Raw genomic sequence first — 25,812 nt, 5'->3', positions numbered from 1 at the left:
CAGAACTCACCTTGGAATAAGTCATTTCTCAGGCATTGCGTCACAGCCACGCAGGCCGGCGTCCGCCTAGGATGGCCCGGCCATGGTTGAGCCTTCGCCCCCTTTCGCCCTGCCCGCCGCGCCCGGCTGGCAGCCGCTGGCGGGCTTTCGGCGCCTGATCGACGCCGCCTGGAAGGTGCCGGGCGAGCCCGCCGAGGCGGCCCGGCTGCGCGGCGACCAGTGGCGCGCCGTCGTCGACCAGCTGCCCGCCTCCGTCATCGCGACGGCCATCGCCATCACCCTGCTGCTGGCGGCCCTGGGCAGGAATGCCGCGCTGGCGCCGCTCGGGCCGGTGCTGATCGGCCTGATCGCCCTCAACGGCTTCAACTTCCTGCTCTGGTGGCATGAGCGCCAGCAGCGCTCCCCCGACGCGCCGCCTCGCGGCATGCGCGCCGGCCTGCTGCTGGCCCTGGATCTCTTCCTCGGCGGCGTGCTGGATGTGATCCTGCTGCTGCAGGTGGCCCAGCAGGTGCCGCCGGGCATGCATGCGCCGCTGGTCGCCACCATGGCCGGCGCCATCGCCGCCGCGGCCTGGATGTTCGCCCTGCTGCCGGCCGTGGCCATCGCCTGGATCGTGGGCACTTGCGGGACGCTGGCGGTGGGCATCCTGCTGCTGCCGCTGCCCTGGATGAACGGCCTGCTGCCGCTGCTGCCGCTGTACGCCATCGTGCTGTGCATGGCGGCCCTGCTGAATGCCCGCCTCTTCCTGCAGGGCCGCCACGCCCAGCACGAGGCCGCGCGCGACCGGCTGACCGTGTCGCTGCTGCTGCGCGACTTCGAACACCACGCCAGCGACTGGCTCTGGGAGCTGGGCCGCGACGGCCGGCTGCGCCATGTGTCGCAGCGCATGGCTGAGCGCCTGGGCCGGCCGGCTGCAAGCCTGATCGGCCTGCCGCTGCTGGAACTGCTGTCCCGCCACCTGCCTGCCGACAACGCCGAGGCCAGGCAGCGCCTGGACCAGCTGGGCGACGCCCTGCTGACGCACGAACCGCTGCGCGACCACGCCCTGCACCTGCATGTCGGCGGCGCCGATGTCTGGTGGGCCCTGAGCGGGCGGCGCCTGGACGGCGATGGCGGCTGGCGCGGCGTGGCCAGCGACGTCAGCGAGGTGCGCGAGCGCGAACGCGAGCTGCTGCGCCTGACCGACCAGGACACCGTCACCGGCCTGGCCAACCGCCACCAGTTCCATCGCCGCCTGGCCCTCTATCTGGGCGGCGGCGGGCCGATCTCGCCCTGCACCGTGCTGCTGCTGGACCTGGACTGCTTCAAGCAGGTCAACGACAGCCTGGGCCACGCCGCCGGCGACCATCTGCTGGCGGCCGTCGGCGAGCGGCTGCGCGACAGCCTCGCGGCCCGGCGCGGCAGCGGCGACCTGGTCGCCCGCCTGGGCGCCGACGAGTTCGCCGTGCTGCTGCGCGGCGAGCTCAGCCCCGAGGCCATGCAGCGCCTGGGCAAGCAGCTGCGCTCGGCCCTGCGCGTGCCGGTGCCCATCGCCGGCCATGAGATCGACGTGCGCGTCAGCATCGGCGCCGCCTGCGCGCCGCGCCACGCCCAGGCCCCCGACCCGCTGCTGCGCGCCGCCGACTTGGCCCTGTTCGCCGCCAAGGCCGCCGGACGCGACCGCCTCGTGCTCTACGAGCCGGCCCTGCAGCAGGAGGCCCAGGACCGCCTCGCCCTGCTGGCCGACCTGCGCCAGGCCCTGGACGCGGGCCAGCTGGAGATGCACTACCAGCCGCAGATCGAGCTGGCCAGCGGCAAGTTGCTGGGCTTCGAGGCGCTGATGCGCTGGCGCCACCCCGTCCGCGGCCTCGTGCCGCCGGCCGTCTTCATCCCGTTGGCCGAAGACAGCGGCCTCATCGTCCCCATCGGCGCCTGGGCGCTGCTGGTGGCCTGCCGCGACGCCGCGCGCTGGCCGGGCGGGCTGCGCGTGGCCGTCAACGTGTCGGCCCTGCAGTTCGAGCGCAGCCCCATCGAGCTGCATGTGCTGGAGGCGCTGGAACGCAGCGGCCTGTCCGCCGACCGGCTGGAGATCGAGCTGACGGAATCGGCGCTGCTGAACGACGGCAACCATGCCATCGACCTGCTGACCCGGCTGCGCGCCCTCGGGGTGCGCATCGCGCTGGACGATTTCGGCACCGGCTTCTCGTCGCTGGCCTATCTGCGCCGCCTGCCGCTGGACCAGCTCAAGATCGACCGCGCCTTCATCGCCGACCTCGACCATCCGCGCGCCGGCCCGACGGCCCGCGCCATCGTGTCGGCCATCCATGAGCTCGCCCAGGCCCTGGGCCTGCACACCGTGGCCGAGGGCATCGAGACCGCCGAGCAGCAGCAGGTGCTGACCGAGATGGGCTGCGCGCTCGGCCAGGGTTTCCTGTTCGCCCAGGCCCTGCCGCGCGACGCGACCCAGGCCTTTGTCGAGCTGGCCCACCGCCAGGGCCTGGGCGCCGCACGCGACGCCCACCTCGACTCGGTCAATCCGCCATTGACGAGCTGGCCTTCGACACGGCTGCAGATGCGCAGCCTGATGCATCTGCCCGATACCCGCTTCGGCGCAGAGCATTGAAGCCCCTCGCCCGGTCTTGCCGCTGAACGCGGGCAAGCCCAGTCGGTTCTTGCAGGCCGCGCTTGCAGCATTGCCGCAGCTCTTCGGCAGGCGCATGCCGCCCACCGGGCGCCATGTGTCCGGCCTCAGCCCCGAGGGGACGGCGATGCACGCGGCATCCAGCCGCGTGCACATCTCCCGACGGGCCGGCTAGGGAACTGGAGTCGGACACAAGCAGTCCCTGTGGACTGCTTGTGCCTACGGAAGGCCATGGGCCTCTGGCCCATGGCAGGCCCCGGCGCTCGGCCGAGCAAAGCACGACGGCCGCGGTGGATGAGGAAGACCTTACTTCGGCTGGGCCGACTTGCTGCCATGGCGTGGCGCCGTTGTTGCGAATAATCGCGGCCTTTCGATCCGACGCGGCCGGCCGCGCGCTTCATGCTCCGACCCCTGTTCCTGGCGCTGGCCCTGACGGCCGGCTCACTGGCTTCGGCCGCACCCGCACTGACCACCCACGCCGAGCGCAGCGGCTTCAAGCAAACGGGCCGTTATGCCGAGGTCGACCGCCTCTGCCACGACTTCGCCCGCGCCCATCCGCGCAGCGTGCGCTGCATCGAGTTCGGCCGCACGCCGCAGGGCCGGGCCATGTGGGCCCTGGTGGCCAGCCAGTCCGGCGCGCTGACGCCCACCGCCGTGCGCCGCGCCGGCCTGCCCGTCACGCTGATCCAGGGCGGCATCCATGCCGGCGAGATCGACGGCAAGGACGCCGGCTTCCTGGCCCTGCGCGAGCAGCTCGCCAAGCCTGGCGCGCTGAAGAAGCAGGTGCTGGTCTTCGTGCCCGTCTTCAACGTCGACGGCCACGAGCGCTTCGGCGCCTGGAACCGGCCCAACCAGCGCGGCCCCGAGCAGATGGGCTGGCGCGTGACGGCCCAGAACTACAACCTGAACCGCGACTACGCCAAGGCCGACTCCGCCGAGATGCAGGCCATGCTCGGCCTGATCCGCGCCTGGGAGCCGCTGGCCATGGTGGACCTGCATGCCACCAACGGCGCGCAGTTCGAGCACGACATCGCCGTCATGGTCGAGCCCGTGCACACGGGCGACCCGGCCCTGCGCGACATCGGCCATGCCTGGCGTGATGCCGTCATCGCCCGCCTGGCCGAGCGGGGTGCCCTGCCCCTGCCCTTCTACCCGTCCTTCAACGAGACCGACAACCCGGCCAGCGGCATCAAGGTGATGGCGCCGACGCCGCGCTTCTCGCACGGCTATTTCCCGCTGCGCAACCGCCTGGGCATGCTGGTCGAGACCCACAGCTGGAAGGACTACCCCACGCGCGTGCGGCTGACGCGCCAGACCGTCGACGCCGTGCTCGACCAGATCGCCCGCCATGGCCGCGACTGGCTGCGCGCCGCCCAGGCGGCCGATGCGCGCACACCGACCGAGCTTGCGCTGACCTGGAAGGCCGCCGAGGCCGCGCGCGACATCGAGTTCCGCGGCTACGCCTACACGCGCACGCCCAGCGAGGTGTCCGGCGCGCTGATGACGCGCTACGACGAGACCCAGCCGGAGATCTGGCAGCTGCCGCTGCGCGACCGCGTCGAGCCGGACCTGTTGCGCAAGGCGCCCGTCGCCGGCTACCTCGTGCCCGCCGAGCATGCCGGCTGGGTGGCCGAGAAGCTGGCCCGGCATGGCCTGCGCTTCGAGCGCCTGAAACAGGGCCGCGCAGCCCTGCCCGTGCAGGCCTATCGTGCCAGCGCCGTGAAGCGCGACGCCAGCACCACCGAGGGCCACCAGCGCATGGAGTTCACCGGCGCCTGGGCCCCCGAGACGCGCGACCTGCCGGCCGGCAGCCTCTTCGTGCCCATCGCGCAGCCGCTGGCCGCCCTGGCCATGCATCTGCTCGAACCCGATGCGCCCGACTCCTTCGCCGCCTGGGGCCGCTTCGCGACGGCCTTCGAGCCCAAGGAGTACATGGAGCCCTATGTCGCGGAGCAGGTCGCCCGCGAGCAGCTCGCCGCCAGCCCGGCCCTGCGCGAAGCCTTTTTCGCGAAGCTGCGCGACGAACCGAAGTTTGCGGCGGACGCCAAGGCGAGGCTGGAGTTCTTCTACCGGCGCTCGCCGAGCTGGGATGAGCGCTTCAACCTCTATCCGGTGCTGCGCGTCGACGCGCGTCCCTGAAGGATGCCCGAGCAGCCCCCGATCCACGGGGTCTGCAACCGTTTTTCAGGACAAGCCCTGTTTGCAAGCAGCCAGGGTGCGGCGCAAGCTCTTCGCACCGGAGGGATTCCGGACAAGGAGTGATCGCATGACAAGACTGTCCACCCTGGCGGCCCGCGCCGCTGTTGCCGCCCTGGCCCTGGCTCCCATGCTGGCGAGCGCGCAGGTCGCACCGCCGAACTGCGGCGCATCGGGCGCTGCGCCCTGCCCCGTTCCCGAGCCCGGCAGCTGGCCCCTGGCGGTCCTCGCCCTGGGCGTGCTGGTGGCGGTGAAGTACATCCGCCGCAAATAGGCGCTAGTCGAGAGGGATGCCGTTGGCCGCGAGCAGTTCGGCGGCCGGGGCATGGCCTTGCCGGGCCGATGCCCGCAGCAGGGCAACGGCCCGGTCCTCGTCGACGGGCGTCGCCTCGCCGTCGAGCAGCAGGTTGGCCAGCAGGTACTGCGCGGCCGCCATGCCCCGCTCGGCCGCAGGCGTCACATAGGCCAGGGCCTTGACGGCATCGCGGCCGATGAGCCGGCCTTCCATATAGGCTCCGCCGAGCAAGGCGCTGGCCCGGGCGTTGCCGTTGTTGTGCGCGCGGCGCAGCCAGAACAAGCCTTCCGCCTTGTTCTGCTCGGTGTGCAGGCCCAGCAGCTTGGCAGCGCCATAGACGGCCTGGGCCGCGCCGCTGCCGCCGAGCGCATGCTCGTGGGACAGCTGCATGGAGGCGTCGCCGGCCGCGATCAACGCCCGCAGATAGTCGGCATCCCGCGCTTCGCAGTTCGCGTCGATGAGGTTGTTGGCGTAGGCCAGCGCCTCGTCTTCCGACAGCGCCGCCAGTTGGGTGCGGGGGTCGAAGTTGGCATCGTTCGACGGAGCGGGGCGCATGCGCCGGAATGTCGGCCTCAGTTGGCCAGCCGCGTCGCCCGCTCCAGCAGCAGGGCACGCTGCGCCTCGTTGTCCGTCAGCTCCGAAGCCCGCAGATAGGCGTCGCGCGCCTCGCCGATGCGGCCGAGGCGCTCCAGCACGTCGGCCTGGGCCCCCGCCAAAAAGGGGTAGCGCTTGAGCTGCGGCTCGGCCGCCAGCTGCTCCAGCAGCGGCAGGGCCGCGGCCGGGCCGTGGGCGAAGCTGACTGCGACCGCGCGGTTCAGCGCAATGACGGGTGAAGGGTTGAGGGCGAACAGGCGGTCATAGCCCGCGACGATGGCACGCCAGTCGGTGTCTTCGGCGCGGGCGGCCCGCGCATGGCAGGCCGCGATGACGGCCTGCAGCGTGTAGGGCCCGGGCTCGCCCAGGCCGAGCGCCCGCTCCAGCGCCACCAGGCCGCGGCGGATCAGCAGCGGGTCCCATTTGCGGCGGTCCTGGTCGGGCAGCAGCACCGGGCGGCCTTGCGCATCCAGGCGCGCCGGCAGGCGCGAGGCCTGGATCTCGAGCAGGGCGGCCAGGCCGTGCACCTCGGAGTCCTGCGGCAGCAGATGCTGCAGCTGGCGAACCAGGCGCAGGGCCTCGTCGCAGAGCGCGGGCTTGAGCAGGCTGGCGCCGCTGCCGGCGCTGTGGCCCTCGTTGAAGATCAGGTAGACGACGGCCAGCACGGACGACAGGCGCTGCTCGCGCTCGTCCGGCCCGGGCAGCTCATAGGCCTGGCCGTGCAGCGCTTTCTTGGCGCGCACGATGCGCTGGGCCACCGTGGCCTCGGGCTGCAGGAAGGCGCGCGCGATCTCGGCCGTCTCCAGGCCGCCGAGCAGGCGCAGCGTCAACGCCACCTGGGCCTCGCGCGGCAGCACCGGGTGGCAGGCGATGAAGATCAGGCGCAACTGCTCGTCGCCGATCTCGGCCTGGTCGCGGGCAGCGTCGAGGTGGTCGACGAAGTCGGGCACGACATGGGTGCCCATGGCCTCGTCATCGGCCGCGAGATGCTCGTGCTCGCGTTCCAGCATGGCACGGCGGCGCAGCCGGTCCAGGGCCTTGTTGCGGGTGGAGGTCATCAGCCAGGCGGCAGGGTTGGCGGGCTGGCCGTCGCGCGGCCAGGTCTCCATGGCGGCGATGAGGGCGTCCTGGGCGCAGTCCTCGGCCTCGTCGAGGTCGCGCAGCAGCTTGGCCGCCGCGCCCACGAGGCGGCTGCGCTCGATGCGCCAGACGCCGGCGGCCAGCTCAGCATGATCCACGGTCAAGCGCCGTCGTAAGCAGCCTGCAGGGCCGCGAGGTCGATCTTCTGCATCTTCCAGATGGCCTGGAAGACACGCTGCACGCGGGCGGTATCGGGGTCGCGGATCATGTCGAACCAGGCCGCCGGGATGATCTGCCAGGACAGGCCCCAGGCGTCTTCCACCCAGCCGCAGGCCTTCTCGCGGCCGCCGCCCGCCTGCAGCTCGGTCCAGAGATGGTCGATCTCCTTCTGGTCCTCGCAGGCCACCATCAGCGAGAAGGCCTCGGTGAGCTTGAAGTGCGGGCCGCCGTTGAAGGCCGTCATCTGCTGGCCTAGCAGTTCGAACTGCACCACCATGACGCTGCCGGCCGCGCCCGGCGAGTTCTCGCCCCAGCGCTGCGTGTGCGTGACCTGACCGCTGCCGAAAACCTTCAGGTAATGCGCCACTGCGTCTTCGGCGCCCTTCTCGTACCAGATGAAGGGGGTGATCTTTTGATGGATCTTCATGGCTTACTCCTGAGGCGGCATGCCGCTCATGTAGACGAGTTCCCAGTGATGGCCGTCCAGGTCCTCGAAACCATGGCCGTACATGAAGCCGTAGTCCTGCGGCGGGCTCGGGATGTTGCCGCCGGCGGCCCTGGCCTTGGCGACCAGGGCGTCGACCTCCTCGCGGCTGTCGCAGCTGAGGCAGACCCAGCCGGTGGTGGCGGCCTTGGGATCGGGGAAGGCCTTGCTGGTGAAGGTGCGGGCGAAGTCCTCCGCCAGCAGCATGGCGAAGAGGTTTTCGCCGAGGACGAGGCTGGCACCCTTGTCGTTGGTGAACTGCGGGTTGAAGCTGTAGCCCACGGCCTCGAAGAAGGCCTTGCTCTTGGCCAGGTCCTTGACCGGCATGTTGACGAAGATCTGCTTGTGTGCGGTCATGGTGAGGCTCACAGAGGTTGGACAAGGTGGATGAGGTTGCCGCAGCCGTCCTCGAACATGACGGCCTTGATCGGGCCCATGTTGACCGGCTCGCCGCGCACGACAACGCCGCGGTCGCGCAGCTTCTGCGCCTCGGCCTCGACATCGGTCGTCACGAAGGCATTGAGGGGGATGCCGGCGTCGTAGAGGGCCTTCTGGTAGACCTTGGAGGCCTCCATGTTCATCGGGTCCAGCGACAGCTCGACGCCGTCTATGCCCTCGGGCGACACGACGGTCAGCCACCGGTAGGTAGGCCCCATCTGGATGTCGGCCATCTTCCGGAAGCCGAGCTTGCCGGTATAGAAGGCCAGGGCCTTGTCCTGGTCGTCGACCATGACGCTGGTGATCTTGATCTGCATGGTGTTGTCTCCTTCAGTGGATCGATTCCGACAGGGCCTTGAGGCGTTGCAAGGCCTTGGGCCAGAGCCCCGCCATCATGTCGGCGAAGCCGTCATCCCAGCCGCGCAGCTGGATGACCAGGTGCGTACCGCTGGCCGTGGCGCTGAATTCGTAGACCTCCTGACCCGGGTGGTCGGCGATGGTGCTGCCGGGCGTGGGGCGGCCTTGGGTGAGGTCGCCGACCAGCTTGAGCGCCAGGCGCTCGTGCGGGCGGTTCTCGTCGACGATGGCTTCCATGCCGTTGCCGTCCGGGTCCAGGAAACGCATGCGGCTGCCCTGGCGCCAGCTGCCCTCGTAGTAGGAGCCCTCACAGAAGGCGCTGGTCCAGTCGCGGTAGGCGAGGGGGTCGAGCATGCAATCCCAGACGCGGACGACCGGGGCGGCGATGTCGATGTCGAAGCTCAAGTCCTTCATGCCCGGCCTCCTTCGGCGATCTGGCGCAGGTTCTGCAGGCCGGCCTCGAAGTCGCGGCCCACCATCTGGTCCATGTTGAAGAAGACGCCCATCAGCTTGCTGATGAAGTTGGCGGGGCCGTTCATGGTCCAGCGCACCTCGGTGGCGCCATCGGGCGTGGGCTGCAGCGCGAACTCGGCCTGGTTGTGGGCCTCGAAGGGCTTCACGAAGTCCAGCTTCAGCTGCACGGCGCGGCCGGGCTGCTGGCTGACGATCTCCAGGCTGCCGCTGCCGACCTCCTTGCTGTCCCAGTCATAGCGCGAGCCCACGCCGGCCGCCGCGCCGCTGTAGGCGCTCTTGAGCAGCGGGTCCTTGCGTTCGTAGGGGTTCCAGCGGTTGAAGGCGCGCAGTTCGCTGACCAGGGGCCAGAGCTTGTCTGCCGGTGCCGCGATGCGCAGGCGGCGCTCGACGCGGAACTCGTCGGGGCGGGTGGCGGCATAGGCCAGCAGCAGGGCCAGGGCCACGCCCAGGCAGATGAGGATGAGGGAGAGGTTGCTCATGATGTGCCTCCGTTCAGCCGCCGATGGCCATGTCGCCGCCCGGGGCGAAGTCGGCCTCCTCGTAAAGGCGGCGCACTTCGATCTCGCAGGGCATGCCGACGAAGGGCATGGGGAAGCGGCTGGCCCAGGCCCGCGCCTCGTCCTCGGAGCGCACCTGGATCAGCGTGTAGCCGGCGATCATTTCCTTGGCCTCGGCGAAGGGACCGTCGACGACCTCACGACGGCCGTCGGCCTCGTAGCGCACCTTCCAGCCATTGCGGCTGGGGCGCAGGCCGGCACCGTCCAGCAGCACGCCGGCACGGGCCATCTCCTCGTGGAAGGCGCCCATCTCCTCGAAGAGCTTGGCGTACTCGGGCCCGGGCGGGTCGCCGCGCTCGCTGACGGCGTTGGCGCGGACTTGGATCATGAATCGCATGGCAGGTCTCCTGGGGTTGGCGGCAGCCCTTTTTCGCTGCCTTCATTCCCACGACGATCCTGGCCCGCCGGATTCGACAGACTCCGGGAAATTACTTAGATCCCCTAGGTCGCAGCGATTTCAGGTGTAGCAGGGGCCTACGCCACGGATCTCCACGGTGGCCCATTCGGCGGCCGGGCAGCGCTCGGCCCAGGACATGGCGAGCGCCTCGTCGTCGGTGTCGAGCAGGAAATAGCCGCCGATCATCTCCTTGGCCTCGGCGAAGGGGCCGTCCCAGACCTGGGCGCCGCCGTCGCGCTTGGCGAAGCGCTTGGCGGCCGAGCCGAGCGAATTGACCCCCAGCAGCAGGCCCGAGGACTGCAGTTCAGCAGCGAAGTCCAGCATGCGCTGGTAGACGGCCTCGCCGGCAATGCGGCCGCGTTCGGCGCGCTGGCCAATGGGTTCGACGATGAGCAGCAACTGGGGCATGGTCGGGTCCGCGATCGGTGGCAAACAGCGGGCATTCTGGCGCCTGTCGGTGCTCATTTCTGACAGCAGTTGGGCGATTCGCGAGGATGGGGCAAAGTCGGGCTGCAGCGGGCTGCATAAGCTCGCAACTCAGCGGAGGCCGAGATGGACGACATGACCCATGTCGCGATACTGCTCGTGAAGGCCACGCCGGAGCTGCCCATCGTCGGCGCAGCCTCGGGCCGGGCCAAGGTGCTGGGCTATGACGCGCAAGCCCTGCGCGACATGCCGCTGTCGCTGCTGTGCCCGCTGCGCCAGCCCGACGGCCGGCCCTCGGCCACGACGCTGGACAGCGTGCTGGCCCAGCTGCAGCAGGGCGGCTCGCTGAGCCTGCCCTGGACCTTCCAGACCCGCGCCGGTGAGCCCCGGCCCCACGAGCTGCACCTGACGCTGACCGAACGCGACGGCGAGCCCCAGGTGGCCGTCTGCATGGTGGACGTCAGCCGCATGCAGTTCGCCGAGGTGCTCAACCAGGCCAAGAACGAGCTGCTGGAGATGGTGGCCAGCGGCGAGCCGCTGACGCCGGTGCTGAACCGGCTGACGGCCCTCATCGAGTCGCAGTTCGAGGGCTTGTACTGCACCGTGCTGCTGCTGGACCTGGACGGCCGCCATGTGCATGTGGGCGCCGGCCCGCGCATGCCGCACGACTACATGCAGGCCCTGGAAGGCGCCGAGATCGGCCCCACCGCCGGCTCCTGCGGCACGGCCATGTTCGACGACCGCCTCGTCATCGTCGACGACATCGCCACGCACCCGCTGTGGGCCGCCTACAAGGCCCTGGCCCTGCCCTATGGCTTCAAGGCCTGCTGGTCGGCGCCCATCCATGCCGCCACCCAGGGCGTCATCGGCAGCTTCGCGATGTACTACCGCGAGGTGCGCCGGCCCAGCCCCGAGGAAATCAGCGCGCTGAACGTCGCCAGCCACCTGGCCGGGATCGCGATCGACCAGGCCCGCCGCGACGAGGAGAGGCGCCGCGCCGCCCAGTGGCTGGAGGAACAGGTGCAGGCCCGCACCGCCGAGCTGCTGGCCACGCAAGACGAGCTCGTCAACAGCCGCAAGCTCGCGGCCCTGGGCCAGCTGCTGGCCGGCATCGCCCACGAGATGAACACGCCGCTGGGCAATGCCCTGCTCAGCGCCAGCGCGCTGCGCGCGGGCAGCGCCGGCTTCGCCGAGCGCATGGCCGGCGGCGGCCCCCTGAAGCGCCAGGAGCTGGCGGACTGGGTGGCACAGACGCAGGCCGGCACCGAACTGGTCGAGCAGAACGTCAGCCGCGCGCTGCGCCTGGTCAACCGCTTCAAGGAGCTGACCGAGGGCAGCGGCCGGGCCATGCGCGCGCGCTTCGACCTGCGCGAGGTCGTGCTGAGAGCCTGGGCCCTGGTGCAGGCCCACCTGGCCGTCGAACGCGTGACCCTGGCCTGCGAGCTGCCCGAGGGTTTCGTGCTGGAAGGCTATCCCGAGGTGCTGCAACAGGTGCTGGAGCAGCTGTTCGAGAACGCCTGCGTGCATGCCTTCCGCAACAACAGCGGCGGCCTGATCCGCGTGACGGCCCGGCGCAGCGGCGACCGGCTGACGCTGGAGCTGGGCGACAACGGCGCCGGCATGGCCGCGGCCGACCTGGCCCGCGCCTTCGAGCCCTTCTTCTCGACCACCTTCGGCCAGGGCGGCAGCGGCCTGGGCCTGTTCGTCGCCCACAGCCTGGTCAGCGGCATGCTGAGTGGCAGCCTGGAGCTGGAAAGCCAGCCGGGCCAGGGCACGCTGGCCCGGTTGGTGTTGCCCGTGAAAGGCGACGACGCCCTGGCGCTGGCCGCCTGATTTACCTCACGCGGACAGGCGCCGGGCCGCCCCAAGCCGGCCCGCATTTCACCTGCGGATCGGCGAGCTGCCGCGCCAGGCGGGGTCGCTCCAGCGCTGGAAGGCGCCCATCAGGGCCGGCTCGCCGGACTGGCGTTCGGTGGCCAGGTTGCTGAGCGACACGACCTCGAAGCTGCGGCGGTACTTGCCTTCGGCGCGGAACTCGCGGGCCAGCAGCATCTGCGCGCCGCCCGGCACCCAGCCGGCGAACTCGGCCACGCCCAGGCCCGGCTGGGCCGGCGCCGGCGGCATCACCTCGATGCGCCAGCCGCCATGGCGGCCCGGCTCCTTGAGGAAGACCCACAGCTCGCGCCAGCCGTCCAGCGGCTGGGCGGCCAAGGCCAGGGCGCGGCCCTCGCGGTTCAGCGAGGCCGAGGCCAGCGCCACCTGGCCATAGCTGCAGCGGCGCGCGGCCAGCTTGCCGCCCTCCTTCAGCTCGACGCAGCGCTCGCCGTCGGCGCCCGGCTGCAGCGACAGCTGCAGGATGCCGAAGTCGCGCACCGCCGTCGCCGTGCCCAGCCAGCGCGCCGCGTTCACGCGCATGGCGGCATCGGCATAGGCGGCCTGGTCGTCCTCGGTCAGCTCGCTCGGCGCGATGCCGGCGAACTCGGCCAGGGCCGGCACGGCTTCGCCACCCGCGCCACGGCGGGCCTGGGCAAAGGCCAGGCTGGCGGCGACCGAGGCACGGCGCATCAGCAGGCGGTTCTTCCAATGCACCGGCAGCGTGGCCGCATCCACCTGGCCCAGCACCTGCTGGCGCCACTGGTCGCGCGCCTCGGCCTCGCGCGGCGTGGCGCGCGGGTTCAGGCAGTCGGGCCGCGTGAGGGCCAGCACGGCGCGCACGCGCTGCTCGGGCGTGGCCACCGTGACGAGCAGGCGGCGGAAGGCCTCGCCCTCGTAGCAGACCTGCACGCGACCCTCGTCGGTGCTGTCGAACTGCTCGAACTTCAGGCCATAGCGGGCGGCCACGTCCATCTGCGCGGCCAGCTGGCCCTCGGTGGGCCTGGCGTCGCGCAGCGAGGCGCGGTCGGCGATGCGCTCGGCGAACATGCCCATGGCCTCCAGCGCCTCGGCGCCACCGGGGCCGGCCATCTCGTCCCTGCTGGCGGACTGCACATAGGCCGCGGCCAGGCCCAGGCCCAGGCCTTCGGTGCCCCACTGCTGGCGGGCCAGGCGCAGTTGCGACAGCAGCTCGACGCTGGCGCCATCGCCGCGCGGCATCACCAGCACCTGGCCCTTGCGCATCCAGCCGCCACGCTCGCGGCGGTAGTCCCAGACCTGCCAGTGGTCACCGCGCTCGGCGCGGATCTCCAGCGCCTCGCCGCGGGCCATCGGGGCCTGCAGCGAGGCGGTGTCGCGCGGGCCACCGCGCAGCGGCGCGTCCTGCACGACCAGGCCGGCGCGCGGGAAGGGCGGCAGCTCGGCCGCGAGCGCGGTCTGCGGGCCGGACATGACGACGGCGGCCACCGCAGACGCCACGACGATCAGCGCAATGCGACGCATGATGGCTTACTCCTTCTCCGTGTCGCTGCCGGCTTCGGCGGCCTTGGCCGGGTTGCCGCCCAGCAGCGCATTGCCGATGAAGCCGCCCGTGCCGGGCGGGGCGATGATGACCTGCACCTTGTCCGACAGCTTGTCGGCCATGGCCTTCTGCACCAGCAGCGGGTGCCTGGTCAGCAGGGCGCCCTCGGCGGCCATCTGGCCGGCGTTGGCCTTGCCGATCTGCGCGACGCGATAGGCCTCGGCATCGGCCAGCTTCTGGCGCGCGGCGGCCTCGGCATCGACCTCGATGCGGCGCGCCTTGGCGGCGCCCTCGGCCTGCTGGACGCGGGCGGCGCTGTCAGCCTGGGCTTCCAGGGCGCGCTGCTCGATCTGCTTCTGCTTGAAGGGCAGCACATGCTTCATGGCCTCTTCCTGGGCCTTGGCGGCAATGACCTGTTCGCGGCCGGCGGCCTCGGCAGCCGTCTCGCGGCGCACCTTGTCGGCGGCGGCCTGCAGTTCGGTCTCCTTGACCTTCTTCTCCGAGATCTCCAGCGTGTAGCGCATGCGCTCGCTGGCCAGGCTGTCGGACAGCATCTGGTCCATGCCACGGCGGTAGTCGGGCGGCAGGTCGACCGAGCCGATCTGCACGCCCTTGAGCAGGATGCCGTCGCTGGCCAGCCGGGCGCGCAGCTCGGCTTCCAGGGCGGCGGCGATCTCGGCGCGCTGGCTGGAGAAGATCTCGCGCACCGTGTGTTTGGCGATCTGCTTGTAGACGACGGCCTGCACGGCCGGCGCGATGACGTCGGCCTCGATGTTGTCGGGCAGCTTGCGCGACAGCTCGGCCAGGCGCTTGTCGTCCACGGCCCAGCGCACATTCATGTCCAGGCCCAGGGACAGGCCCTCGACCGACTGCAGCGGCGCCGGGCCGCCGGCCTTGGCGATGGCCTCGGGGTGGTAGCTCTGGTCGCGCAGCGGGAAGAAACGCACCTCGTGCAGGCTGGGCAAGCGCATGAAGCTGCCGTCGCGGAACTCGCGGGTGGCGCCGCTGAACTGGTTGGTGCGCAGCGCCGCCTGGCCGTGGGGCACGGCCTGGACGGGCGGATGGGTGACGACGGCATAGCCCGCGGCCGTCACGGCCGTCAGGATCAGCAGCGGGGGCAGGGCGCGGCGCAACGACAGCGCGGCGCCCGGGGCGGCGGTGGATGCGGCCTCAAAGCCGCGGCTGGCTCCGCGGTTGAGCGCGTTGCGCAGGGATGCGACGAGGGTCTTGAGGCGGGGCAGCATGGTCTTTCCTTGGCGGACCTGCATCGGCTTGATGCATGTCCGCCATGGTGGCCACGGCTGCGGGAAGGGACGAGGGCAGGGCGGGGTGGGTGTCTTCCGCCAGGGCGGAAGGAATCTTCCGGGCGCCTAGACCAGGTCCTCGTGGATGCAGAGGAAGTTGCCCTCGGTGTCCTTGAACCAGGCCGCCTTCTCGGAGCCGAGCACGCAGACGTGGTCGACCGTCTTGAAGTCGGGGTAGTCGTAGTCCTCGAAGACGACGCCGGCCTTTTTTAGCGCGGCGATGCTGGCGGCGATGTCATCCACCTGGAAGCTGATGGCCGTGTGGTCGGCCTTGGTGCCGCCGGGCTTGGGGAAGAGGGCCAGCGTGGCGCCGCCGACGCTGTAGACGAATTTGCCGTCCGGCTTCAGGCCACCGGGCACCAGGCCCAGGCGGCCCTCGTAGAAGGCACGGGCGCGGGCCATGTCGGCCACGGGCAGCATGGTCGTGACGGGAGCGCTGTTCAGCATATGCAGTCCTTTCGCTCGGCCGGTCACGCGGGCGCTGGCCGGGATTCGAGCATAGGACGGGCCTTCGCGCGGCGCCAGCCGCTCAATCGGGAGGCTAGGCGTCGCCCGCGAAGACCGGCCTGAAGAAGCTGCGCTCATAGCTCAGGATGCATTGGGTCTCCTTCGCATAGGCGAAGGCGGCCTGGCATTCCGGGTCCTGCAGCGAGCGCTGGCGGTAGTCCTCGTAGGCCGCCAGCGACGGGAAGGAGAACAGCGCCAGGGCGATGTTGTTGGCGCCTTCCGACGGCAGGAAATAGCCGTGATGCGTACCGCCGAACTTCGCCACCAGCGGCAGCCAGAGCTTGCCGTAGTGCTCGAACTCCTGCAGCTTGTTGGGGTCGATGACGTAGCGGAGGTAGCAGGTGATCAAGGAGGAATCTCGCTCTAGGTGTACTGCAGGATGGCGGCCTGTCGATGCCCGGCGCAGTGCTGGATGAACTGCCTGAAGTCGCGGTAGTTCTCCAGCAGATAGGACTCGGCCTCCTCGTCCTGGCGCTGCCACAGCGCTTCCAGATAGACGCCCTTGAAGTCCGTCGTCCGGAAGGCCTTCAGCAGCGTGCCTTCATCCAAGGACTCGAGAGCCGCGGCGCATTTCGCGATCGTGCCGGGCCTGACGTGCAGCGCGGGCCCATAGCCCACTTCGAAGCTGCCGACCTTGCCGTCACCCTCGAAGAATTCAGCGCCATCCGATACGCACTGCGCGATGCAATGCCTGAGGCCATCCCAGGCCTTGTCGACATCGAGCTCCCTGCGTTGCGGGTCCGCAAGGCGGAGCGGGCTCGGCGCGCGCGCCGGCTTCGCCTTGCCCAGCAGGCGCTGCAGCAAGGAGCTTCGGTTGTCGATGGCCAGCTGCCCGAGATAGCTCGAGTCATCCTCGGCTTCGAGCACACGCCAGACGAGGGCGGGTTCGGCGAGGACAGCGTCCAGATGCGGTGCGCTGAGGGAGAAGGCGATGAGGCAGATGCCCATGATGATGGCTGTGAAGGCTGGTTCCTGACTCAGCGCTCGACGTGTGGCCGGCGACTATGCCAACAATGAACTGCAAAGGCGATCTGCGGATGCATGGGTGAAGATGCTCGCCTTACGTCTGACCGTGGCCATCTCCCCATGCCCAAGCTGACCGCCGCCGACACTCGCCAAGCCGTCGACCAGTTCATGGCCGCCCTCGACCACCCCTTCAGGCCCGAGATCGAGACGCTGCGCCGGACCATCCTCGCCGTCGATCCGTCCATCGCCGAAGGCATCAAGTGGAATTCGCCCAGCTGGCACACGAGCGAGTATTTCGCCACCACGCATCTGCGCAGCAAGACCGGCTTCAGCCTCATCCTGCATCTGGGCGCCAAGGCGCGTGAGCTGCCCGAAGGCGGGCTCAGGATTCCCGATCCGGCCGGCCTGCTGAAGTGGCTGGGCAAGGATCGCGCGCAGGTCGAGTTCGGCTCCACCGCCGACTTCGCGGCCCGGCTGCCGGCGCTGCAGGACCTGCTCAAGCACTGGATCCGCTACCTCTGATTCCCCTGTGAGTCTAGGGACTCCCCCCATGATTGAAGTGCATCTTCACCCGACCCGTACCGCTGGCTTGGCAAATTAGTTTCATAGTGACGGCATGTCTGACACTTCTCACTGGTTCACTCGCGCCTGGAGCTCGGTCTGGGGCGCGTTGCATGACGACTCGGGCCAGGAGCGCCCGCTGCAAAAGGTCCGGTCAGTGAGCAACAACGGCCAGGATCTGCTGCTGGTCGTCACCGAGCCGGAAGGCCAGGACTACTGGCTGCGGCCGGGCGAGACCTTCGAGCTGCGCGCCGCGGTCGAAACCGAGTTCGACGACTTCGAGCTGACCTCGGAAGACCAGGAAATGATCGTCTTGCCCTCGGCCGGCATGGGCTACATCAGCGTCTGGCAGCGCGGCCGCGAGCTGCGCTGCGGGCATCAGCGCCCGACGGAATAGGCCTCGACGCCCACCCACGCGTACCGCCAGCCGGTACGCCCTCCACTCACAGCAGCCGGCCTCGGTGGCCCACCTCGCCGGCCCCACTTCAAGGAAGTCTTCGATGAAACACGCACTGATCGCCGCCACCTGTCTGCTTGCCGGCGGCCTGGCCGGGGCCGCCGAGGTCAAGGTGGCCGTGAACATGGCCGAGAAGCAGGGCGACGGCGCCAACGTCGGCAGCGTCCGCGTGGTCGAAACGCCCCATGGTCTGGCCTTCTATCCCGACCTGAAAGGCTTGCCACCCGGCCTGCATGGCTTCCACATCCACGAGAAGCCCTCCTGCGCGCCGACCGACAGCAACGGCACCGTCGTGCCGGCGGGAGCCGCTGGCGGCCATCTCGACCCGCAGGGCAGCAACAAGCATGGCGAACCCTGGGGCGACGGCCATCTCGGCGATCTGCCGCCGCTGTTCGTGGCCGCCGATGGCAGGGCCAATGCGGCCGTGCTGGGCCCGCGGCTCAAGCTCAGCGACGTGAAGGGTCGGGCGCTGATGGTGCATGCCGGTGGCGACAACCATTCGGATCACCCCGCCGCCCTCGGTGGTGGCGGGGCGCGCGTGGCCTGCGGGGTGATCGGCGGCTAGGGCCTGCCGCCTGGCCTTGGAGGCCTCACACCCGACCTGGCAGGGCCATCAGCGCGGCGATGGACTCGGCGATGGTCTCCTGGGCGAACTCGTCGTCCTCCACGGCCAGGCGGGACTGAAGCGCCGGAAGTGAGAGGGCGCGATGCTCTGGATAGAAGCGCAGAGCGAGTGCCGTGCTCGTCCTGATCTCTTCCTCGGTGTGCTCCAGGTATCGAAGGAGGTCCGGCAGCCGCGGGGAAACCGCTTGCCGGACTGCCGCAACGGCCCGCCTTTCCGCGGCGAGTTCGTCTTCCGTGGGGGCGACAGACACCAGGCCTTCATGGACTTCCCAGTACCCCTGTCCACCTGCGATCGCCGCCAGCAAGTCGATCGCGTCCGTGTTTCCTGCGTCGGCATCGACGATTTCAAACAGGGCGGGCACGACGTAAGACGAGGCCTCGAAGATCGTTCCTTGATGCCAGACATTGCCGAACAGTTCGTGGCTGGATCGTTCACGGACCCCGGGATCCTTGGACACCAGACCTCTGATCAGCTGCGGTACATCGGCAGCGGCACCGTAGGCGTGGGTCAGCCGGCTCCAGTCGATTCGATCGAGTTGTTCGAGCATGGCTTGCTTCTGCGTCAGTGGCCGGCGTGCCGGGACCTCAAGGCTTGCCGGCTGCTGCTGCTGCTGCGGTGGCCTTGGCCTTGGCCGCGTAGAGGCGTTCCTTCTCGATCGCTCGCATGTCATTGATGCGATAGACCAGGCCGGCGCAGCGCTTGTTGAACTCCTGGGTGCGCGCGTCGAAGGCATCGATGGTGGCCTGGAATTCCATGCCCTCGCGATTGATGGGCTCGACGCGCGTATTCAGCGCCTCCATCTTCTCGTTGTAAGCGTTGACAGCGTCCTCGTCCGTCGTATCGAGGTCTTTTTTCTGTGCGACATGCGCCCGCATCTCATCCTGCCATTGCTTCAGCAAAGCCTTGCGCTTGTCGGCCTTCTTCTGCAGTGAGGCCTGCTCGAGCTTGATCTTGTCCTCTCCATCCATGCACTGGCGCAAGTCCTCCTTGTTGCCGTAGCGCGGCCCGGCAGTCGCCTGTGCCTGGCTTGCCGACGTCAGGGCTGCCAAGGCGGCGAACAAGGCAAGCGTGCGTGCGCGGGCGGCGAGGTGCATGGGAAGGGGTCCGTGGTCTGCAGGTTTCGGGGACGCGCGACTATGCCAATCAATCGGCGGTGAAAACTGCCGCGCGCCCCCCCGACACCCGGGGCTTACCCCTGCCCGGAAGAATCCTTCCGCTGGCCCGCGGGGCGCGTCTCCACATAATCCCCGCCATGCCCCGCATCGCCGTCATCGAAGACGACCCCACCACCAGCGAGCAGCTGGCCGGCTGGATCCGCAACGCACGCCCCGAACTGACCGTCGACCAGTGGTTCGACCGCGACGGCGCCGAGAGCGCCCTGCAGCGCGAGCGCTACGACCTGGTCGTGCTGGACATCGAGCTGGGCCGCGAGCGCAATGCCGGTGTGGCCCTGATCAACGAGATCAACAAGCAGGGCCTGGGCACGCCGGTGCTGGTGGTGTCGGCCATGCCGGCCGCCATCTACCGCAGCATCATGAAGGCGCTGGATGCCTGGGACTATCTGCAGAAGACCACCTTCGACGAGGCCGAGTTCGTCGAGACCTTCCTGGACATCCTGCGCACCGCGAAGCTGAAGGAGCCGGCCGCCAAGGCGTCGGCCCGGCCCGCCGACGAAAGCCTGCAGCTCGACCCGCTGAAACAGCGCTCGGCGATGTGGCGCGGCCAGCGCATCAACCTGCCGCTGACGGCCCAGCGCATCCTCGCCACGCTGCACGAGCGCGCCGGCGAGGTGGTCAGCTACGAGGAGCTGTTCGACGTGGTGAAGAGCGGCCGCAACCGCGACAACGTGCGCAAGCATGTGGCCACCATCCGCGACGCCTTCCGCGACGTGGACCCGGCCTTCGACGGCATCGAGAACATCCCGATGCGCGGCTTTCGCTGGACACCCGGCGGATGAAGCTCGGCCGCGTCGAGCTGCCCCTGCCCGACATGCCGCGACTGGGCGTCGCGGCTTTTCGCAACCGCATCGTCTTCCACCTGGTCTTCGTCGCCCTGGCCCTGGCCACGCTGGCCCTGGCCCTGGCGCTGCTGAACGAGGAAAGGCAGCGCAACGCTCAGCGCTACGAGCAGACCTTCGCCAGGTCGCTGGGCGAGATCGTCGCCCAGCTGCGCCACCCCTCCGGCCAGCTGGCGCTGATGAACCCCGAGCCGGCCCAGCTCGACGCCGGCTGGGTCGCGCCGCTGGTGCTGCCCTTTGCGGCCATCGATTTCGACGACGCCACCAAGGCCCAGCGCGCCGTCGACATGGCCGGCTGCGCCCTGCAGTACCCCGGCGGCGCCAGCCTGTGCACGGCCGTGGGCAGCAATGCCTATGCGGGCGGCTTCATCTATCTCGTCGCCGCGCTGGATGCGCCGCCGCTGGTGTCGCGCGAACGCGGTGCGCTGGACCTGGCCGACATCCACCGCGTGCACATCGGCCTGAAGCGCAATGGCGCCGAGCAGCATTGGCTGGCGCCCGTCGAGATGCTGGATGCCCAGCGCGGCCAGCTGCCCGGCTTCACGGTGGAGGCCGCCGGCAATACGACGGCGCTGCCACGCAAGGCCCGCCCGCAGCGCGACTTCCGCGGCTGGGTCTGGCGCGAAGGCCCCTGCCTCAGCACGGCCGAACCCTGCCCGCGCCGCACGACGGTCTCCATCCGCCTGCCGGTGGAGGCCTTTCGCGAGGCCCTGTTCCGCCCCGGCGGCCCGCAATGGCCGCCGGCCGACCTGTCGCGCACGGGTGTGCGCCTGGCCCTGCTCGGCCCCGGCGGCACGACGCTGTTCGACAGCGCCGCGTCCAACGGCCAGGCGCCGCTGACGCTGACGCGGCTGTCCGGCACGCTGGCACCCGGCGAAACGCTGAAGATCATGCGCGGCAACAACGTCGTCGCGCTGCTGCAGGGTGCCGAGGAAGCCAGCGCGCCCCCCTCGCCCTGGCTGACGGCCCTGATCCAGCATCTGCCGGCGCCGGCCATGCCACGCTCGCTGCAGGCCAGTGACACCGTGACGACGCCGGCCGGGCGCTTCGACATCATGCTGACGGGCGACCTGCAAGGCCTGGACCGCTCCCTGAGTGCCAGCGCCGCCCGCCTCGCCTGGCCGGTGGCCGCCATGCTGGCCGCCATCGCCCTGGCCTGGCTCATCATCGAGATGGGCCTGATCCGCCGCGTGGCGGCGCTGACCCAGCGCGCCGCCGCGCTGTCCCACCAACTGCAGGCGCCCGAGCGCTTCGAGCTCGGCACCCTGGATGTGGCCGACCTGCGCGGCAAGGACGAGCTGGGCATCCTGGCCGGCAGCCTGTCCGACCTGCTGCAACACGCCCGCGACAGCCTGCGCCGCGAGCAGTTGCGCGCCGAACGCGAGCACGACCAGTGGCATGCAGTCGGCCACGAGATCATGTCGCCGCTGCAGTCGCTGATGCTGCTGCACGCCGACGCCGCCGACCCGAGCCGGCGCTATGTGCAGCGCATGCAGCAGGCCGTCAAGGTGCTCTACGGCCAGGCCTCACCCAGCGAGGCCCTGGCCGCCGCGACGCTGGCCGTGGGCCGGCTGGACGTGGACGCCTTCCTGCGCCAGGTGGCGGAGAACGCGGCCTATGCCGGCATTGCCGACGTGACCTACGCAGCGGGCGAGCCGATCTGGGCCCAGGCCGACGAGTACCCGCTGGAAGACGCCATCACCCATGTACTGACCAATGCCGGCCGCTACCGCGTGGCCGGCACGCCCATCACGCTTTCGCTGCGCGTGGAGGGCGAGCTGGCGACGGTGGACATCCACAACCAGGGCCCGCACATCGCGGACGACCAGCTGGCGCGCATCTTCGACTACGGCGTCAGCGATGCCGAACCCGAGGACGGCGTGCGGCGCGGCCAGGGGCTGTTCGTCGCCAAGACCTATCTGGCCAAGATGGGCGGCAGCATCGCGGCGCGCAATGTGGGGGACGGCGTCGTTTTCGAGATCGGGCTGCGGCGCTCCTAGTTCGGCTTCTTCATCCGGCCCAGCAACTCACGCGTTGCCAGCTCCGACGCCAGCGACATCTCCAGCGGCGCCCGCACCAGGCCGGCATGGCCGTACTGGAGGTTCTCATAGACCTCGGCCGCGGCGGGGAAATGGTCGAGCAGGCCCGACAGCATCTCGTGGCCCTGCTGCTCGTGCAACTCGGCGCCGAGCTTGGTGACCAGCAGCTGGTATTGGTGAGGGTCGGCCGCTCGGCCCTGGCCTTCGAGCGCCTGCAGCAACTGGGCCAGGCGCACGAGGGACAGCAGTTCGGCGGGGACGGCGAGCTTGATGACAGAAGGCATGGCTTGCAGATGACCTCGCCCGCCGGCTTTTCAAGGCCCGCACAATGGCCGTGAAAAGCCGGAGACCGCCCCATGAAGTTCCTGCCCGACGAAACCTATGCCCTGCTCGGCGCCTCCGGCGGCATCCGCCAGGAAGCCGGCGGCCGCGAGTTCTGGTCGCAATCCCAGGAGGCCCTGGACGCCATGGGCCGGGACTGGCTGGTGTCGGAGTTCGTCTGCGACGCCGACTGGGGCAGCTGGGAGATGCATCCCGAGGGCGAGGAGTTCGTCTACCTGCTGGACGGCGACATCCAGTTCCTGATGGAGACGGCCGATGGCGCCCTGAGCTCGCAGCGCATCACAGACAGGGGCGCCGTCGTCGTGCCGCGCGGCGTCTGGCACACGGCCAAGGTCTACCGGCCCAGCCGCATGTTCTTCATCACGATGGGTGCCGGCACCAAGCACCAACCCGTCTGAACCCGAGGAGATTCCATGCCCCGCGACATCGTCTACACCCCCAAGGCCGCCAAGCCGCCGCCGACCTACAGCCAGGCCGTCAAGGCGGCGGGCCTGGTCTTCGTGTCCGGCACGGCGCCTACCGATCCCGAGACCGGCCAGTTCGTCGGCACCACGGTGCAGGAGCAGACGCGCCAGTGCCTGGCCAACATCGCCGCCATCCTCGAAGCGGCTGGCAGCACCATGGACAAGGTCGTCAGCGTGACCATCGTGCTGGCCGATGAGGACGACTTCGCCGGCATGAACGAGGAATACCTGCGCTGGTTCCCAACGAATCCACCGGCCCGCCAGGGTGCGAAGCTGCCGGCGCGCATCCCGGGGCTGAAAGTTTCGATCGCGGCGATTGCTGAAGCTTGAGACTTGCATGGACGACGAGCTCGACTGCCAAAGCTGCGGCGCCTGCTGCGCCGTGTTCCGCGTGTCCTTCTACTGGGCCGAGGCCGACGACGCGCCCGGCGGCACCGTGCCGGTGGCGCTGACACGCCAGGTCAGCCCCCAGCACCGCTGCATGGCCGGCACCGAGACGCAGCCGGTGCGCTGCATCGCGCTGAACGGCGAGATCGGCAGGGAAGTCGGCTGCAGCATCTACGCCCATCGTTCCAGCACCTGCAAGAGCGTCCAGCCCGGTGATCCCCAATGCCTGAAGGCGCGCGCCGCCCATGGCCTTGAAAGCCCGCGCCACGCCGCCATCTCGGCAGATTCGCCCCAACCCCTGCTGCCATGAAGTCACTCGGCAAACGCGCCACCGGCCCCCGTCTCGAACGCATGCGGGCCTCCAGGCAATACCGCGTGACCGATTCAGGCGAGGGCTTCCACAACGTCCACCCCATCCAGCCGGGCCTGCGCGATCGCACCGAGAGGCCGTCCCTTGGTGACTTCCTGTGCTCCGAAGGCCGCCGCACGCCGGCCGGCCCCCTGCCCGCGCACAACCCGCTGGACGCCTGGCTCAAGCCCACCGACACCGGCCTGCGCGCCACCTGGCTGGGCCACTCCACGGTGATGATCGAGATCGATGGCTTTCGGGTGCTGACCGACCCCGTCTGGGGCAAGCGCGCCTCGCCCTCGCAGCTGGCCGGCCCCAAGCGCTTTCAGCCCGTGCCGCTGGCCCTCAAGGCGCTACCGAAGCTGGATGCCGTCGTCATCTCCCACGACCACTACGACCACCTCGACATGGGCACGGTCAGGGAGCTGGTGAAGCTGCAGGACGTGCCCTTCATCACCTCGCTGGGCGTCGGTGCCCATCTGGAGTCCTGGGGCATCCCGGCCGAGCGCATCGTCGAGCTGGACTGGTGGGAGCACTGGCAGGCGCCCCGGGGCGAGCTGCGCATCCACGCGGCGCCCTCGCAGCATTTCTCGGGCCGGTCGCTGACCGACCGCAACGCCACGCTGTGGTCGTCCATCGTCATCGAGACGCCCAGGCACCGCGTCTTCTTCAGCGGCGACACCGGCCTGACCAGCGAATACGCCGCCATCCGCGAACACTTCGGCCCCTTCGACCTCGTCATGCTGGAAGTGGGCGCCTTCCACCCCTCCTGGGGCGACATCCACCTCGGCCCCGAGAACGCGCTGAAGGCCTTGCAATACCTCGGAGGCGGCGCCTTCCTGCCGGTGCACTGGGGCACGTTCTCGCTGGCTTTGCACGACTGGGATGCGCCGGCTGAGACCCTGCTGGAGCTGGGCCCGAAACAGGGTGCCCAATTGCTGATGCCGCGACTTGGAGAGGCCGTCGAGCCGGCCAAGGGCGAACCTGCCCAGCCCTGGTGGCGCGAGGCCGAAGCGCCCGGCCACAAGATCCTCAAGCCCGCCGAGCCGGACGACCCGAGCAAGATGCCCAAGGCCATGCCCTGGCCGCTTGACTGAGGCAGGACCGCCGCCATGCAAGGCGGCGGGCATGACGAGCCGCTAGACGCCGGGAATACGTCGCCAGCGCAGCACTGCATGTGCAAGCGCGAATGCAAGGCCGGCTGACAGCATGAAGCCTGCAAGCGGATGGAGCAGCTTGCCCTCGCCGGCTGCAGGGCATTGCACAGCCAACACCAGCGCGTGGGTCGAGGCACTGGCCGCCATCAGCAACATCGGCTTCAGCCGCATGAAGAAGTTCTCGTAGCTGCCGGCACCGGCCTTCTCGTCCACCAATGGGGCGATCCAGGGTGCGTCAAAGGGAGCCCGCTTCATGAAGAACGCCGACCCCGCGGCCATGACCGGCGGGAACAGCAGCATGAACCAGGGCAGGTCTATCCCGACCAGGTCCACACACACCGTTGGAGTCGATGACGACCCCGGTCCCGGCAGACTGCCGAGGATGGCCATGGCCCACAGGCCCGCGATGACGGCCGACGATTTCCAACCGGCCGGCCGCGCCGCCGCTGCGGGTTCGCCGACGCGCACCGGTTCATCGGGCGCCTCCATCTCTGCCTGCCAGCGCAGGGCCACAAACCGCCACGTGGCCAGGGCGATGAAGGAGAAGAGGCACCAGATGCGCGCAAATCCTGCGAAGACGCGTTGGTCGTTCCTGCGGTGTTCGACCGCTGTGACCTCCCGCTCCTCGCCCCGGTTGAGGGTCTCGTAGAAGCGTCTTCCATCCTCGGACGTGCGCATCTGGAGGCTGGTGACGGGCTGGCCCTCGGGTGTGCTGCCCAGGTCCCAGGGCGACGGTGCCCACGGCGCCATGGCGACTACGGCGGTCAGCAGACCCAGCGCCAGCACCCAGGGCGCCAGCAACTGGCGCGGGCGCGGTGCCGCGAGCGCCGAAGCCCGCCGTGGCAGCCGCTGGACTGCCCAGCCTCCCGCAACGGCAAGCCCGATGATGAGCACGTGGTTCCACATCAGATAGCTCACGAGCTGCACCCACTCGGGTCGGGCGGTGGCTGCCACCGCCGCGAAGCTGACCCCCAAAGCGAAGCACGATGCCCACATGCAGCGCATGGCGGTCCGGCGTTTTCCTTGTGCAACATCCTGTGCCGCTTTTGCCGACGGCGCGGGCATGCCTGCATCTCGCATGTTCTGAGCTCCCGGCGCAGATGCTA

Annotated in this window: 31 protein-coding genes; 13 read left to right on the top strand and 18 right to left on the bottom strand. The window is 69.8% G+C overall.

The annotated features are described in order from the left end of the window. Window positions 1-82: 82 nt before the first annotated feature. From AC07OY_RS13235 to AC07OY_RS13225, 3 genes are all read left to right on the top strand, one after another. Window positions 83-2,602 (top strand): putative bifunctional diguanylate cyclase/phosphodiesterase, encoded by a 2,520-nt coding sequence (locus AC07OY_RS13235; protein ID WP_495043049.1) that lies wholly within the window; start codon window positions 83-85, stop codon window positions 2,600-2,602. Window positions 2,603-3,019: 417 nt separating this feature from the next. Then, entirely contained in the window at window positions 3,020-4,759 is a 1,740-nt protein-coding gene (locus tag AC07OY_RS13230) for a M14 family zinc carboxypeptidase (RefSeq protein ID WP_495043048.1), read from the top strand. Window positions 4,760-4,886: 127 nt separating this feature from the next. Further along, on the top strand, window positions 4,887-5,090 hold the full coding sequence (locus AC07OY_RS13225; RefSeq protein ID WP_495043047.1) for a PEP-CTERM sorting domain-containing protein: 204 nt from the start codon (window positions 4,887-4,889) through the stop codon (window positions 5,088-5,090). A gap of 3 nt (window positions 5,091-5,093) precedes the next feature. Here the strand turns inward: AC07OY_RS13225 and AC07OY_RS13220 are convergent, their stop codons facing one another. The 9 genes from AC07OY_RS13220 to AC07OY_RS13180 form a co-directional block, all read right to left on the bottom strand. Then, window positions 5,094-5,666, bottom strand: coding sequence for a tetratricopeptide repeat protein (locus tag AC07OY_RS13220; RefSeq protein ID WP_495043046.1), 573 nt, complete (start codon window positions 5,664-5,666; stop codon window positions 5,094-5,096). Window positions 5,667-5,683: 17 nt separating this feature from the next. Further along, the gene (locus AC07OY_RS13215) at window positions 5,684-6,943 is read right to left on the bottom strand and encodes an RNA polymerase sigma factor (RefSeq protein ID WP_495043045.1); all 1,260 of its coding nucleotides are present in this window, start codon (window positions 6,941-6,943) and stop codon (window positions 5,684-5,686) included. 2 nt (window positions 6,944-6,945) lie between these two features. Then, window positions 6,946-7,431, bottom strand: coding sequence for a VOC family protein (locus AC07OY_RS13210; protein ID WP_495043044.1), 486 nt, complete (start codon window positions 7,429-7,431; stop codon window positions 6,946-6,948). 3 nt (window positions 7,432-7,434) lie between these two features. Beyond that, on the bottom strand, window positions 7,435-7,845 hold the full coding sequence (locus tag AC07OY_RS13205; RefSeq protein ID WP_495043043.1) for a VOC family protein: 411 nt from the start codon (window positions 7,843-7,845) through the stop codon (window positions 7,435-7,437). Between the two features lie 8 nt (window positions 7,846-7,853). Continuing rightward, the gene (locus AC07OY_RS13200) at window positions 7,854-8,243 is read right to left on the bottom strand and encodes a VOC family protein (protein ID WP_495043042.1); all 390 of its coding nucleotides are present in this window, start codon (window positions 8,241-8,243) and stop codon (window positions 7,854-7,856) included. 13 nt (window positions 8,244-8,256) lie between these two features. Next, entirely contained in the window at window positions 8,257-8,697 is a 441-nt protein-coding gene (locus AC07OY_RS13195; protein WP_495043041.1) for an SRPBCC family protein, read from the bottom strand. Next, window positions 8,694-9,236, bottom strand: a complete 543-nt coding sequence (locus AC07OY_RS13190) for an SRPBCC family protein (RefSeq protein ID WP_495043040.1) — start codon at window positions 9,234-9,236, stop codon at window positions 8,694-8,696. Before AC07OY_RS13190 ends, AC07OY_RS13195 begins: the two co-directional genes overlap by 4 nt. Before the next feature lie 13 nt (window positions 9,237-9,249). Further along, window positions 9,250-9,651 carry a YciI family protein gene (locus AC07OY_RS13185; protein WP_495043039.1) on the bottom strand — a complete coding sequence of 134 codons (402 nt, stop codon included), beginning with the start codon at window positions 9,649-9,651 and terminating at the stop codon, window positions 9,250-9,252. Between the two features lie 120 nt (window positions 9,652-9,771). Next, on the bottom strand, window positions 9,772-10,119 hold the full coding sequence (locus AC07OY_RS13180) for a YciI family protein (protein ID WP_495043038.1): 348 nt from the start codon (window positions 10,117-10,119) through the stop codon (window positions 9,772-9,774). 144 nt (window positions 10,120-10,263) lie between these two features. Between AC07OY_RS13180 and AC07OY_RS13175 the strand changes: the two genes are divergently transcribed. Next, window positions 10,264-11,970 (top strand): sensor histidine kinase, encoded by a 1,707-nt coding sequence (locus AC07OY_RS13175; protein WP_495043037.1) that lies wholly within the window; start codon window positions 10,264-10,266, stop codon window positions 11,968-11,970. 48 nt (window positions 11,971-12,018) lie between these two features. Here the strand turns inward: AC07OY_RS13175 and AC07OY_RS13170 are convergent, their stop codons facing one another. The 5 genes from AC07OY_RS13170 to AC07OY_RS13150 all read right to left on the bottom strand — a co-directional run bounded on the left by AC07OY_RS13170 (window position 12,019) and on the right by AC07OY_RS13150 (window position 16,290). Then, window positions 12,019-13,512, bottom strand: a complete 1,494-nt coding sequence (locus AC07OY_RS13170; protein ID WP_495043036.1) for a hypothetical protein — start codon at window positions 13,510-13,512, stop codon at window positions 12,019-12,021. 6 nt (window positions 13,513-13,518) lie between these two features. Next, window positions 13,519-14,775 (bottom strand): SPFH domain-containing protein, encoded by a 1,257-nt coding sequence (locus tag AC07OY_RS13165; protein ID WP_495043035.1) that lies wholly within the window; start codon window positions 14,773-14,775, stop codon window positions 13,519-13,521. Between the two features lie 126 nt (window positions 14,776-14,901). Further along, window positions 14,902-15,282 carry a VOC family protein gene (locus tag AC07OY_RS13160; protein ID WP_495043034.1) on the bottom strand — a complete coding sequence of 127 codons (381 nt, stop codon included), beginning with the start codon at window positions 15,280-15,282 and terminating at the stop codon, window positions 14,902-14,904. Window positions 15,283-15,376: 94 nt separating this feature from the next. Beyond that, window positions 15,377-15,691, bottom strand: a complete 315-nt coding sequence (locus AC07OY_RS13155) for an NIPSNAP family protein (RefSeq protein ID WP_495043033.1) — start codon at window positions 15,689-15,691, stop codon at window positions 15,377-15,379. A 14-nt stretch (window positions 15,692-15,705) separates the two neighbouring features. After that, window positions 15,706-16,290, bottom strand: a complete 585-nt coding sequence (locus AC07OY_RS13150) for a DUF1877 family protein (protein WP_495043032.1) — start codon at window positions 16,288-16,290, stop codon at window positions 15,706-15,708. 138 nt (window positions 16,291-16,428) lie between these two features. Between AC07OY_RS13150 and AC07OY_RS13145 the strand changes: the two genes are divergently transcribed. The 3 genes from AC07OY_RS13145 (at window position 16,429) to sodC (ending at window position 17,891) form a co-directional block, all read left to right on the top strand. Then, window positions 16,429-16,830, top strand: a complete 402-nt coding sequence (locus AC07OY_RS13145; RefSeq protein WP_495043031.1) for a DUF1801 domain-containing protein — start codon at window positions 16,429-16,431, stop codon at window positions 16,828-16,830. A 94-nt stretch (window positions 16,831-16,924) separates the two neighbouring features. After that, on the top strand, window positions 16,925-17,266 hold the full coding sequence (locus tag AC07OY_RS13140; RefSeq protein ID WP_495043030.1) for a hypothetical protein: 342 nt from the start codon (window positions 16,925-16,927) through the stop codon (window positions 17,264-17,266). A 103-nt stretch (window positions 17,267-17,369) separates the two neighbouring features. After that, window positions 17,370-17,891: a superoxide dismutase [Cu-Zn] SodC gene (sodC, locus tag AC07OY_RS13135; protein ID WP_495043029.1), complete on the top strand. Its 522-nt coding sequence runs from the start codon at window positions 17,370-17,372 to the stop codon at window positions 17,889-17,891. A gap of 25 nt (window positions 17,892-17,916) precedes the next feature. On the opposite strand, the gene AC07OY_RS13130 is transcribed toward sodC, so the two are convergent. Both AC07OY_RS13130 and AC07OY_RS13125 read right to left on the bottom strand, forming a co-directional pair. Beyond that, window positions 17,917-18,498 (bottom strand): hypothetical protein, encoded by a 582-nt coding sequence (locus AC07OY_RS13130; protein ID WP_495043028.1) that lies wholly within the window; start codon window positions 18,496-18,498, stop codon window positions 17,917-17,919. Window positions 18,499-18,535: 37 nt separating this feature from the next. Further along, on the bottom strand, window positions 18,536-19,045 hold the full coding sequence (locus AC07OY_RS13125; protein ID WP_495043027.1) for a hypothetical protein: 510 nt from the start codon (window positions 19,043-19,045) through the stop codon (window positions 18,536-18,538). Between the two features lie 158 nt (window positions 19,046-19,203). Between AC07OY_RS13125 and AC07OY_RS13120 the strand changes: the two genes are divergently transcribed. Both AC07OY_RS13120 and AC07OY_RS13115 read left to right on the top strand, forming a co-directional pair. Then, window positions 19,204-19,908 carry a response regulator transcription factor gene (locus tag AC07OY_RS13120; RefSeq protein ID WP_495043026.1) on the top strand — a complete coding sequence of 235 codons (705 nt, stop codon included), beginning with the start codon at window positions 19,204-19,206 and terminating at the stop codon, window positions 19,906-19,908. After that, window positions 19,905-21,968, top strand: a complete 2,064-nt coding sequence (locus tag AC07OY_RS13115) for a sensor histidine kinase (RefSeq protein ID WP_495043025.1) — start codon at window positions 19,905-19,907, stop codon at window positions 21,966-21,968. The genes AC07OY_RS13120 and AC07OY_RS13115 overlap by 4 nt, the downstream gene beginning before the upstream one ends. Here the strand turns inward: AC07OY_RS13115 and AC07OY_RS13110 are convergent. Continuing rightward, a complete protein-coding gene (locus tag AC07OY_RS13110) occupies window positions 21,965-22,291 on the bottom strand; it encodes a hypothetical protein (RefSeq protein ID WP_495043024.1) in 327 nt (108 codons plus the stop codon). The genes AC07OY_RS13115 and AC07OY_RS13110 overlap by 4 nt on opposite strands. A gap of 72 nt (window positions 22,292-22,363) precedes the next feature. Here AC07OY_RS13110 and AC07OY_RS13105 point away from each other — a divergent pair, with 72 nt between their 5' ends. The 4 genes from AC07OY_RS13105 to AC07OY_RS13090 are packed head-to-tail and all read left to right on the top strand — an operon-like array spanning window position 22,364 to window position 24,646. Further along, window positions 22,364-22,747 carry a cupin domain-containing protein gene (locus AC07OY_RS13105; protein WP_495043023.1) on the top strand — a complete coding sequence of 128 codons (384 nt, stop codon included), beginning with the start codon at window positions 22,364-22,366 and terminating at the stop codon, window positions 22,745-22,747. A gap of 15 nt (window positions 22,748-22,762) precedes the next feature. Then, on the top strand, window positions 22,763-23,143 hold the full coding sequence (locus AC07OY_RS13100; RefSeq protein WP_495043022.1) for a RidA family protein: 381 nt from the start codon (window positions 22,763-22,765) through the stop codon (window positions 23,141-23,143). 7 nt (window positions 23,144-23,150) lie between these two features. Then, window positions 23,151-23,510: a YkgJ family cysteine cluster protein gene (locus tag AC07OY_RS13095; protein WP_495043021.1), complete on the top strand. Its 360-nt coding sequence runs from the start codon at window positions 23,151-23,153 to the stop codon at window positions 23,508-23,510. Beyond that, entirely contained in the window at window positions 23,507-24,646 is a 1,140-nt protein-coding gene (locus tag AC07OY_RS13090; RefSeq protein WP_495043020.1) for an MBL fold metallo-hydrolase, read from the top strand. Before AC07OY_RS13095 ends, AC07OY_RS13090 begins: the two co-directional genes overlap by 4 nt. A gap of 42 nt (window positions 24,647-24,688) precedes the next feature. On the opposite strand, the gene AC07OY_RS13085 is transcribed toward AC07OY_RS13090, so the two are convergent. Further along, window positions 24,689-25,771, bottom strand: coding sequence for a hypothetical protein (locus AC07OY_RS13085; protein WP_495043019.1), 1,083 nt, complete (start codon window positions 25,769-25,771; stop codon window positions 24,689-24,691). Between the last annotated feature and the right edge of the window lie 41 nt (window positions 25,772-25,812).

Source organism: Roseateles sp. GW821-FHT09H10 (assembly GCF_059415865.1).
This window is presented reverse-complemented; position numbering and strand designations above follow the sequence as displayed.